This window comes from Petralouisia sp. (genome assembly GCF_056822245.1).
Genome location: NZ_JBQIOP010000036.1, coordinates 32,122 through 43,185 on the forward strand (window position 1 = coordinate 32,122; position 11,064 = coordinate 43,185).

The 11,064-nt window shown below is 47.0% G+C and carries 9 protein-coding genes; all 9 read left to right on the forward strand.

Annotated features, from left to right (window positions below; translation table 11 throughout):
• Positions 1-121 precede the first annotated feature (121 nt).
• The 9 genes from ACTO17_RS14045 to ACTO17_RS14085 all read left to right on the forward strand — a co-directional run bounded on the left by ACTO17_RS14045 (position 122) and on the right by ACTO17_RS14085 (position 11,006).
• Positions 122-790 carry a hypothetical protein gene (locus ACTO17_RS14045; RefSeq protein WP_482558363.1) on the forward strand — a complete coding sequence of 223 codons (669 nt, stop codon included), beginning with the start codon at positions 122-124 and terminating at the stop codon, positions 788-790.
• 21 nt (positions 791-811) lie between these two features.
• Entirely contained in the window at positions 812-1,294 is a 483-nt protein-coding gene (locus ACTO17_RS14050) for an RNA polymerase sigma factor (protein ID WP_482558364.1), read from the forward strand.
• Positions 1,287-2,057 carry an anti-sigma-I factor RsgI family protein gene (locus tag ACTO17_RS14055; protein ID WP_482558365.1) on the forward strand — a complete coding sequence of 257 codons (771 nt, stop codon included), beginning with the start codon at positions 1,287-1,289 and terminating at the stop codon, positions 2,055-2,057. Before ACTO17_RS14050 ends, ACTO17_RS14055 begins: the two co-directional genes overlap by 8 nt.
• A gap of 220 nt (positions 2,058-2,277) precedes the next feature.
• A complete protein-coding gene (gene bioB, locus ACTO17_RS14060) occupies positions 2,278-3,252 on the forward strand; it encodes a biotin synthase BioB (RefSeq protein ID WP_482558366.1) in 975 nt (324 codons plus the stop codon).
• 448 nt (positions 3,253-3,700) lie between these two features.
• Entirely contained in the window at positions 3,701-4,816 is a 1,116-nt protein-coding gene (locus tag ACTO17_RS14065; protein ID WP_482558367.1) for a DUF362 domain-containing protein, read from the forward strand.
• Between the two features lie 10 nt (positions 4,817-4,826).
• Positions 4,827-6,791 (forward strand): bifunctional metallophosphatase/5'-nucleotidase, encoded by a 1,965-nt coding sequence (locus tag ACTO17_RS14070; protein ID WP_482558368.1) that lies wholly within the window; start codon positions 4,827-4,829, stop codon positions 6,789-6,791.
• 302 nt (positions 6,792-7,093) lie between these two features.
• Positions 7,094-8,161: a [FeFe] hydrogenase H-cluster radical SAM maturase HydE gene (gene hydE / locus ACTO17_RS14075; RefSeq protein ID WP_482558369.1), complete on the forward strand. Its 1,068-nt coding sequence runs from the start codon at positions 7,094-7,096 to the stop codon at positions 8,159-8,161.
• Positions 8,149-9,567 carry a [FeFe] hydrogenase H-cluster radical SAM maturase HydG gene (hydG, locus tag ACTO17_RS14080; RefSeq protein ID WP_482558370.1) on the forward strand — a complete coding sequence of 473 codons (1,419 nt, stop codon included), beginning with the start codon at positions 8,149-8,151 and terminating at the stop codon, positions 9,565-9,567. Before hydE ends, hydG begins: the two co-directional genes overlap by 13 nt.
• 356 nt (positions 9,568-9,923) lie before the next feature.
• Positions 9,924-11,006: a hypothetical protein gene (locus ACTO17_RS14085; RefSeq protein WP_482558371.1), complete on the forward strand. Its 1,083-nt coding sequence runs from the start codon at positions 9,924-9,926 to the stop codon at positions 11,004-11,006.
• Positions 11,007-11,064 lie beyond the last annotated feature (58 nt).

The following is an 11,064-nucleotide window of genomic DNA, read 5'->3' on the forward strand; positions in this document are numbered from 1 at the left end:
AATTTTTAAAAATTGAAAAATTTTTTCAAAAAAATGCAAGTATTTTTCCAGTTGCATCGTATTATAAGTAAAGAACAAATTACAACGACAACCATTCACTAAGAATATTCAGGAGGTAGAAATGAAGAAGATGAAGAAAGCACTGATTGCAGCGTTCGCTTTAATTGTGGTATGCGGGATTTCCGCGCCTGTAATTGCAGCGAACTTACAGAAAACAAGCACCCGTGTGGAACAGGAGGTAACCACCAGGAATGCCGGGCTGAGCAATGCCATTGTAAAGACCAGCGCAGTAACCCCGCAGGAGACTCCTGAGGAATCTGCCGATACAGTACCGGCAGCAGAGGAAGATATTTTAGTTGATATTCAGGATACAGATTTAGTGGATGACGCAGCAGAAGCTCCCGCAGAGGAACCTGCGCCGACAGAAGATCCTGCACCGGCAGAGGATTCAACTCCTGCGGAAGATCCAGCTCCAACGGAAGAGCCTGCACCGGCAGATATTGCTGATACAGAAGTACCGGATACAGCAGCGCCGGCAGGCTGCCCATATTATGTAGATGCCAATGGAGACGGAGTTTGCGACCACTGCGCCCATGGCGGAGCATGCGGCAATTATGTGGATGCTGATGGAAACGGAGTTTGCGATTACTGCAGCCACAATGGAAGCGGCCATTGCGGGAATTATGCAGATTCTAACGGAGATGGAATCTGTGATAATTATTCCGGCGGCGGTAACGGCGGCTACGGCGGTCACCATGGAGGCAGACATCATGGAGGTCATCACTGGTAGGAAATACAAAGGGGATATTTTATGCGCAGCGAACAGGAGGTCGAGCAGGCAATAGATTTACATTCTGATATGATTCGCAGGATTTGCCTGTTGCATCTGAATAGCCATGAGGATACGGAGGATGTGCTTCAGGAGGTGTTTTTGAAGTATGTCCTCCATTCTGCGGTCTTTGAGAGCCAGGAACATGAAAAAGCATGGTTAATCCGCGTCACGCTCAATGCCTGTAAAGATTTGAAGAGGAAATTATTCCGTCACAGTACTGTGCCATTGGAAGTGCTTTCAGAGGAGGCGGCCAGTGTGATGCCGGAACAGATGGGAATTTTGGAAATCGTGCTTTCGCTGCCAGTGAAGTACAAAGATGTGATTTATCTTCATTATTATGAAGGGTACACTGCAAAGGAAATCGGAACAATGCTGCATAAAAAGGAAAACACCGTATATTCCCTTTTGTCGAGGGGGAGAGAATTGCTGAAACAGAAGCTTGGAGGTGACAGGAATGTATGATGAGATTCGGGAAGCATTTGATCAGGTTCACGCAACAGAGCAGATGAAACAGTCTGTCTCTGATTATCTGGTTCAAAAGAGACGGAAAACTTCAGAAAACACCGTGAGATTTCGTATGCGTTCTCTGGCTCCTGTTTGTGCCCTGCTGCTGATATGCATTGGAATTGGAAACTGGTATTTCTGGGAAATGCCGGTGTCTTATGTCAGTGTGGACGTGAATCCTTCCATTGAACTGACGCTGAACCGGAGAAACCGTGTGACAGACGCAAAGAGCCGGAACAAAGACGGTGCAAAAGTTCTGGAGCATGTACAGCTGGAAGGCAAGGATTATCTGGAAGCAGTGGAACTTCTGGTGGAGAGTGAAGCCATGCAGCCGTATCTGACCACAGATGCAGAGCTGACAGTTACCGTGGCCTCGCTGAAAGCAGAGGAGCTTCTGTCAGGTCTTGAGAACAGCGTAGTGGCCACGCACTATCATGGAATGTGCAGAAGCGCGGACATGGAAACGGTAGCGTCAGCCCATGATCACGGTATGTCTTTAGGCAAATATCAGATGTATCAGCTTTTGTCCCAGTACGGTTCCGGCCTGTCCACAGAGGACTGCCAGAATATTTCCATGTGCCGGCTTCGGGAGCTGTTAGTTCAGTACGAAAACGGAAGGGAAGAATCGGTAACCGATAATGAATTAGATAATATGCAGGTGGGCTGCAGCCACGGCGAGCAGCAGCATCACCATCATGAGAACGGACATTACCATCAGTGATGTCCTTTTTTAATTCTGAAAGTCTGAATCGTTCCGTCTTTTACGCATAAACAGAATGTAAACAATTATCTTGTGCAAGTTGACAATAAAAATGATTCCGTGTATAGTATTTTTAGAAAAAGAGCGTGTTTGACTGCGCTTTGCAGCAGTTTGAAACAGCGGCAAACACACAGGAGAATATTGGAAACAGAAACATGCGGAAACCGGAAATGGAGGAACTATGAAAGAGAAGCTGGAGCGTTTAAAGAAAAAAGTCTTAGAGGGATACCAAATCAGTAAGGAGGAGGCGCTTGCACTGGCAGAGATGCCGTTGGAGGAGCTGACCCAGGCGGCAGATGAGATTCGGCAGAAATTCTGCAAAAACCAGTTTGATCTCTGTACCATTATCAATGGAAAGAGCGGAAAATGTTCAGAAAACTGTAAATATTGCGCACAGTCGTCGTTTTACCCAACGGATGTGGAAAGTTATCCCTTATTGGGAACGGAAGAACTGCTGAAACAGGCGGAATATAGCAGTAAACGGGGAGTGCCCAGATATTCCATTGTCACCTCCGGCAAAAAGCTCAGCAGCCGGGAAGTGGAACAGGTATGCGAGAGCATTCGTCAGATTAAGGAGCATGTGGATATTTCTGTCTGCGTATCCTTTGGACTTCTGGAGGAGGAAGAATTCCGGAAAGTGAAAGAGGCAGGCGCAGTGCGGGTACATAATAATCTGGAAGCTTCAGCAAATTATTTTCCAAATGTCTGTACCACCCATACACAGAAAGACAAAATCAATTCGCTGCAGGCGGCAGAAAAAGCCGGGCTCAGCATCTGCAGCGGCGGAATTATGGGCCTTGGGGAAAGCATGGAGGATCGTATTGACCTGGCGTTCACGCTGCGGGAACTGGGGGTTCAATCCGTACCTGTGAATATGCTGAATCCCATACCGGGAACACCCTATGAGAACAATCCCAGGCTGACAGAAGAGGAAATGTGCCGGATTGTAGCTGTGTTCCGTTTTATTCTGCCGAAAGCGTTTATCCGGCTGGCAGGCGGCAGAGGATTGATGCAGGATCAGGGACGAAGATGCTTTCAGTCCGGAGCCAATGCAGCCATTACCGGCGATATGCTGACAACTGCGGGAATTACGATCCAAAAGGATATGGAAATGCTGGAAGAATTAGGCTATCAGGCGGCTGCCTGGGAAAAATAAACTGAATATTCTGGGTGATAGCTGGAGGAGCTGTTCAAAACGGAAGGAAAGGGTTGCCGTGCGGCAACCCTTTTTGGGGGAGTAAATTTATGAAATGTTTCATGGGGTGCCACATCTTGGGCGGTGGCACCAATATATGTAAAATAACTTTTCGAAAAAAGTTAAATTGTTGTTTGTCGAAGTCAATAACGGTGCGCGCTTGTTTGTGCTATCAACTTCATTTGATATAATGAGTATAGGATATAAATGTGTGCAAACTGTGGACAATTTCTAAAAGAAAGATAAAGAATTCAAAAGAAATTATGAAGAAAAAGTAAAAAAATTATCAGGTGAAAAAGCCCTGGCCCGAACGCCTAAAATTGTGAAAGGTTTTCGATATTTTCTTGCAAAAAAAGAGGCAGCAATGTTATAATGTACTCTAAATACAACTCAAGGAGGAACGGTTCTTATGGATAAGTCAAAAGTATATTTTACAACCTTTAAAACTTCATATACGGAAAATATTCCCGCCAAATTAAAACGCCTCATATTTACAGCAGGGATCAGAAACATTGATTTTACAGATAAGTATGCGGCAATCAAGATTCATTTCGGGGAGTTGGGCAATCTGGCCTTTCTGCGGCCCAATTATGCCAAAGTGGTGGCGGATACCGTGAAAGAGTTAGGAGGAAAAGCATTTTTGACAGACTGCAATACTTTGTATGTGGGAAGCAGGAAAAATGCGCTGGATCATCTGGATACGGCATATGAAAATGGGTTTACGCCGTTTTCCACAGGCTGCCATGTGATTATCGGAGACGGGCTGAAGGGAATGGATGAAGAGCTTGTTCCGGTAAACGGCGAGTATGTCAAAGAAGCCAAAATCGGCCAGGCCGTGATGGATGCAGATATTTTTATTTCACTGAATCATTTTAAGGGACATGAAATGACAGGTTTCGGCGGAGCGCTGAAGAATATCGGAATGGGCTGCGGTTCCCGTGCAGGAAAGATGGAGATGCACAGCGAAGGAAAGCCTTATGTAAATCAGGAAAAATGCGTGGGCTGCGGCATGTGCACCAGAGTATGCGCCCATACAGGAATTACCGTAACAGACAAAAAAGCTTCCATTAACCATGATAATTGCGTGGGCTGCGGACGCTGTATCGGCATCTGTCCCAGAGATGCGGTTGAGCCCAGCTTCGGAGATTCCAATGACGTGCTGAATTATAAAATGGCGGAATACAGTAAAGCGGTGATTCAGAACAGGCCTCATTTCCATATTTCCATTGTCTGCGATGTGTCTCCCAACTGTGACTGCCATCCGGAAAATGATATTCCGATTATCCCCAATGTGGGAATGTTTGCATCCTTTGATCCGGTGGCCTTAGACGTTGCCTGTGCAGATGCCTGCAACCGTCAGCCAGTGGTTTCAGGAAGCATTCTCCAGGAAAATAAAGAGCATGATCACGATGGGGCCCACGATCATTTCCATATTACCCATCCGGATACCAACTGGAAATCCTGCGTGGAGCATGCGGAGAAAATCGGCATCGGCAGCCGGGAATATGAACTGATTGAGATTTAAGGGAAAATTTATGAAAATAGTGAAGAGAGTATGGAAGCTGCTGCTGCTTTGCCTGATGGGGGCGGTGATTTCAGGAAACGCCGCATTTGCCCGGGAGCCCAAAGAGGTGAAAGTGGTTTTTACCCATGATCTCCATTCTCATCTGGAGCCTTTTTATCTGGAAGAAGATGGAAAGGAGCAGCAGGTGGGAGGCTTTGCCCGGATTATGACTTATTTGTCCAGTCAGCGGCAGGAGAATGAGAATCTTTTGTACTTAGACGGCGGAGATTTTTCCATGGGGACGCTGTATCAGACGGTATTTACCTCTCAGGCAGCCGAATTGCGGATGTTGGGAATGCTGGGCGCAGACGCCGTCACATTGGGAAATCATGAATTTGATTACCGGAGTCAGGGCTTGGCGGATATGCTTCAGGCGGCAAAAGACAGCGGAGATAAGGTTCCGCCTCTGGTGGTCTGCAACATAGACTGGGAAGCAACGTTAAAAAGTGAAAAGGCAGAAGAAGGAGCCATACTGCAGCAGGCATTCGAAATGTATGGCGTGAAACCCTATATCATAGTGGAAAAAGGCGGCGTAAGAGTTGCAGTAATCGGGGTTTTCGGCAAAGATTCCCTGGAATGCGCGCCTACCTGTGCCCTGACTTTTCGTGACCCGGCGGAAGCGGTAAAAGAAACAGTGGAAGAGATTCAGAAGCAGGAAGCCGCGGACATGATTGTATGTGTGTCCCACAGCGGAACCTGGGAGGATGAGAAGAAATCAGAAGATGAATTACTGGCCAAAGCAGTGCCGGAACTGGATCTGATTGTAAGCGGCCATACTCACAGTATTTTGGCAGAGCCCATTGTCCACGGCGATACGGTTATTGTATCCACAGGAGAATACGGTGCCAGAGTGGGAGCCCTGAATATGGTTCAGAACCAGGAAGGCCGCTGGAGCCTTGCGGATTATGAGCTGACGCTGATGGATGAACACTATCCGGAGGACAAAGAAGCAGCGGCCAAAATCCAGGAGCTGGGCAAAACCATTGATTCTGATTATCTGTCCCAATTTGGATTTACCAGAGGACAGGTGTTAGCCCATAATCCATGGGAATTTACGAAAATCAACGGACTTGGGGAGATTTTGCAGGAAGAGCCATTGGGAAATCTTCTGGCAGATTCTTACCGTTACGTGGTGAACAGCAGCGATACCGGAGACGAGAATCCGGCGATGGTAGCAGTAGTGCCAAGCGGCTGCATCCGCGATACGCTTCCTGAGAATAAAGACATTACCGTTTCGGATGCGTTCCAGATTCTTTCTCTGGGCATCGGGCCGGACGGTGTGCCGGGATATCCTTTAGTAAGCGCATACTTTACCGGAAAAGAGCTGAAAACCATGGCGGAGGTGGATGCGTCCATTTCTCCGATGATGTCAACCGCACAGCTATATGTCAGCGGTCTGTCCTACAAAATCAATCCCAGCCGTATGATACTGAATAAAGTAACGGATGTGGAATTTCAGGATATGGACGGAACGGTGCAGGAATTAGAGGATGACAAGCTCTACCGCCTGATTGCGGATCTCTACAGCGGACAGATGTTAGGCGCAGTGACGGAGCAGTCTTACGGCATTCTCTCCATTGTGCCCAAGGATGCTGAGGGAAACGAGATTCCCGTGGAGCAGTTGGAGGAACATATTATCTATGTAAACGGGCGGGAATTGAAAGCCTGGGAATGTGTGGCAAGATATTTGGATTCCTTTGAAAAGAGCGCTGAGGCAGAGGAGCCGGAGATTCCGGAATATTACAGCACCACCCATAACCGTAAAGTGGTAGAGGCCGACAGCAGCCTGCGGGCTGTCCTGAAAAATCCCAACCGGATCGCTGTGGCTGTATTTGCCATTGGCGCAGGGCTGATCATTATTCTTGTTCTGCTGATTCTGTTGATGGTACGATGGAGGAAAAAGCGCAGGGCAAGATTGAAAGAGACAAAGAGCTGATATTGAGATACGGACGGAAATTCTGAGAAGGTAAGCAGGAAGAAGCTTCTGACTGCAAACCGGGGAATGATTTCACCTGTGTATCGAAATAAACTGTTTACTGTAATATTGGGTGGAAATAGTTTAGACAGTGTAAAAATATATATGCAAACCAGACCACAAGGACAGCCTGAAGGGGACGGTGCAGCCTGCAAGCAAAATTATTGCGAGAATATTCTGCCCCTGTGCCTTTTGGCGCAGGGGTTTTTTACAGTACAGTTTTGAATTGCTGTCCGTATCCCAAAATTCCCCCAGGAGGAGCTATGAAGCAAATAAAACAATTAATTGACAAACTGGAAGCTGAATCCCGGCTCACCAGAGAAGAATGGATTACACTGTTAGAGGGCCGCAGCCCTGATGCAGCAGAGTATCTGTTTCAAAAAGCCAGAAAATGGCAGCAGAAATATTATGGAAATAAAATCTATACCAGAGGACTAATCGAATTTACCAATTACTGCAGAAATGACTGCAAATACTGCGGTATCCGAAAGAGCAACCGAAACGCCCAGCGTTACCGGCTGACAGAAGCTCAGATTATGGAATGCTGCAAAACAGGATATGATCTTGGATTTCGGACTTTTGTGCTGCAGGGAGGCGAGGACGGAAGCTTTTCCCAGGAAAAGATGGAAGAGCTGATCCGGAAAATCAAAAAAAATTACCCGGATTGCGCGCTCACCCTGTCCATTGGCGAGCGTTCCTATGAGAGTTATCTCGGATTTTTCCAGGCAGGGGCAGACCGTTATCTGCTTCGCCATGAAACGGCGGATAAGGAGCATTATCGGAAACTGCACCCGCCGGAACTGTCTTTGGAAAACCGGAAAAAGTGTTTGTACAGCCTGAAAGAAATCGGCTTTCAGACAGGCACCGGATTTATGGTGGGAAGTCCCGGGCAGACCGCTGTCCAGTTGGCGGAGGATATGATGTTTATCCGTGAACTGGAACCTCATATGGCAGGAATCGGGCCTTTTGTGCCCCATCACGATACCCCCTTTGCCGGGGAAGCGGCCGGAGCCCTGGAGCTGACGCTGTTTTTAATCGGGCTTCTCAGGGTAATGCTGCCCAAGCTGCTGCTGCCGGCCACCACTGCATTGGGAACCATCGATCCCAAAGGAAGGGAGAAAGGAATTCTGGCGGGGGCCAACGTGGTTATGCCCAACCTGTCCCCCACTTCCGTGCGGAAAAAATATGAACTGTATGACAATAAAATCTGTACCGGCGATGAGGCGGCGGAATGCCGGGTCTGTCTGAGCCGGAGAATGGAGCAGATTGGATATGAACTGGTCACTGACCGGGGCGATTATAAGGAGGAATCAATACTATGTATAACGTAATGTCACCGAAAGCAGAGGAATTTATCAGCCATGAAGAGGTTCTGGAATCTCTGGCTTATGCACAGAAAAACAAAAATAACAGGGAATTGTTAGAGCAGATTCTGGAAAAAGCAAAACTTCGGAAAGGACTTTCCCACCGGGAAGCAGCTGTGCTTCTGGACTGTGAGATTGAGGATATCAATCAGGAAATTTTTGCCCTTGCGCAGCAGATCAAAAAGGATTTTTACGGCAACCGCATTGTGATGTTTGCGCCGCTGTATCTGTCCAATTACTGCATTAATGGCTGCGAGTATTGTCCCTATCACCTGAAAAACAAGCATATTGCCAGAAAGAAGCTTACCCAGGAAGAGGTGGTAAAAGAGGTTATGGCTCTCCAGGATATGGGGCACAAAAGGCTTGCGCTGGAGGCAGGGGAAGATCCGGTGAACAATCCCATTGAGTATATTCTGGAATGCATTCATACCATTTACGGCATTAAGCACAAAAACGGGGCAATCCGCCGGGTAAATGTAAATATTGCCGCCACCACGGTGGAAAATTATCAGAAATTAAAAGAAGCGGGAATCGGCACTTATATTTTATTTCAGGAAACTTATCATAAAGAATCTTATGAAAAACTGCATCCCACAGGGCCGAAACATGATTATGCTTACCATACCGAGGCAATGGATCGGGCGATGGAAGGAGGAATTGACGACGTGGGCCTGGGAGTTTTGTTCGGGCTGAACAATTACCGCTATGATTTCACCGGAATTCTGATGCATGCAGAGCATTTGGAAGCCTGTAAAGGCGTGGGCCCCCATACCATCAGCGTTCCCAGGCTGCGCCGGGCGGATGATATTGATCCGGATGTGTTTGACAATGGTATTTCGGATGAGATTTTTGAAAAAATTGTGGCATGTATCCGGATTGCCGTTCCCTATACAGGAATGATCGTTTCCACAAGGGAGAGCAAAGCCTGCCGGGAAAAAGTGCTGCACCTTGGGATTTCCCAGATCAGCGGCGCTTCCAGAACCAGTGTGGGAGGCTATGTGGAGCCGGAACCGGAGGAAGAAAATTCAGCGCAGTTTGACGTCAGCGATAACCGTACACTGGATGAGGTGGTCAGATGGCTGATGGAAATGGACTATGTGCCCAGTTTCTGCACCGCATGTTACCGGGAAGGAAGAACCGGAGACCGCTTTATGACACTGTTAAAAAGCGGTCAGATTGTAAACTGCTGCCATCCCAACGCCCTGATGACCTTAAAAGAATATCTGGAGGATTATGCTTCTCCTGAAACCAGGGAACTGGGAGATAAGCTGATTGAAAAAGAACTGGATGTTATCACCAACCCCAAAGTAAAAGAGAAAGTGATTGATTACCTGGCGAATATCCATAATGGGGAGAGGGATTTCCGGTTTTAGCAGGCGTTTTATAGGAAGTCCTGTCCTCAATCATTTTTCCGTCATGTTTGGACGGCCCTTGCATATGATATAACAGGGACGAAGAAAATTCCGGCAAAAGCTCCTGCAAAGAGGGCAGCTGTCAATTCTTTGTCAGGGAGTGTATCATATTTTTGTCTGGAAAAAAAGACCAGCGGCCGGATTGTAAGGAAAATGTAAGAGAGATTTTTTCTTGCAACTATAAGGCAATTCTGGTAAAATTGACAAAGGTATGTCCTAAAAATTTTCGAAGAATACAGGGTTTTATGTTCAGGGGCAGATTCACTGGCTTCAGGGTATAAGTTTCAGATACATTTCAGCAGAACAGGGGATGAAATATGAGTGTACAGGACAAAATAGAGCGCATTTTAAAAAGCATACACCTGCTGTTTTCCAAAAGTGAGCCTTATGAGGGAAGCGGCACGAAAATTATAGTAGAAAAACAGATTGTTTTTGAATTGTTAGAGCAGCTGAATCTTGCTTTCTATGAGGCGATGGATCAGTATGAGATTACCACAAGAAAACATGAGATAGCACAACGGCGCTGTGAGAAGCGGGGAGAGGAAATACTTCAGAAAGCAAGCAGACATGCGGACGATATTTATGCGGCTTCTATTATGTATACGGATGACGCCATTAACCGGATCTGTTATATTATGGATGATGCCAACCAGGCGGTTCAGAGTATTTTCCGCAAAATGAACACGGAGATAGAAGAACAGCGGGACCGGGTCAGACACAACCAGCTGGAGCTGACCGGACAGCTTCGGGATTTTGCTGATACCGACAAATATGTGAAGCTGATTGAAGAGGTGAACCGGCAGCGGGAAAAAGAACGTCAGATGGAGATGGAAGGCCGGAAGGAGAAAAAGATTCAGAACGAGGGAAAATCTTACTCTGCTGTGAAACCGGAGATTAAAATTAACCAGGCTTACTTTGAGCGCACCGGCAAAAGTTATGAATCAGATCAGCAGGGCGCGGACAGCCAATCAGATGCAGCGGACAGCCTGGCGCATATCACCGGAAAAGAATTTGCAGAAAATCTGCGCCGGAGAGCCAAAAGAAACCGGGGAAATCAGATAAAAATTGAGGATATGTCCCTGGATTCTGAGCGAACCGTTAAAAGAGAAACTACGATGGCTGAGCGGGAGAAAGGACTGGACGATATTCTGGCAAAAGCCGGCGCAGGTCTGGCAGCCATGGTGGAATCTGAGATTCAGGAAATGGAAAACGCTGCAAAAACAGGCGGTTCGGCCCTTTCTTCCAGGCCGGAATTATCCATGGAAACAGCAGAAATTCCAAAACTTCCGCCGGAAATTCATGTGGATTTGGACGCTGAGTATTTTAAGTGGAAAGAAGGGGAGGAAAACCCTGCACCTGAGAAGAAGGAGAAACGGTTCCTTTTTGGGAGAAAGCAGTGAGAATATACCAAAGCAGATTCATTTGCGATGCAGGAGTTAAAGTCTAAAGAAGGGGCCG

Bases quoted from the DNA above. Each gene is read 5' to 3' on its own strand.
- ACTO17_RS14045 (WP_482558363.1), top strand. From the start codon at position 122: ATGAAGAAGATGAAGAAAGCACTGATTGCAGCGTTCGCTTTAATTGTG.
- ACTO17_RS14050 (WP_482558364.1), top strand. From the start codon at position 812: ATGCGCAGCGAACAGGAGGTCGAGCAGGCAATAGATTTACATTCTGAT.
- ACTO17_RS14055 (WP_482558365.1), top strand. From the start codon at position 1,287: ATGTATGATGAGATTCGGGAAGCATTTGATCAGGTTCACGCAACAGAG.
- bioB (WP_482558366.1), top strand. From the start codon at position 2,278: ATGAAAGAGAAGCTGGAGCGTTTAAAGAAAAAAGTCTTAGAGGGATAC.
- ACTO17_RS14065 (WP_482558367.1), top strand. From the start codon at position 3,701: ATGGATAAGTCAAAAGTATATTTTACAACCTTTAAAACTTCATATACG.
- ACTO17_RS14070 (WP_482558368.1), top strand. From the start codon at position 4,827: ATGAAAATAGTGAAGAGAGTATGGAAGCTGCTGCTGCTTTGCCTGATG.
- hydE (WP_482558369.1), top strand. From the start codon at position 7,094: ATGAAGCAAATAAAACAATTAATTGACAAACTGGAAGCTGAATCCCGG.
- hydG (WP_482558370.1), top strand. From the start codon at position 8,149: ATGTATAACGTAATGTCACCGAAAGCAGAGGAATTTATCAGCCATGAA.
- ACTO17_RS14085 (WP_482558371.1), top strand. From the start codon at position 9,924: ATGAGTGTACAGGACAAAATAGAGCGCATTTTAAAAAGCATACACCTG.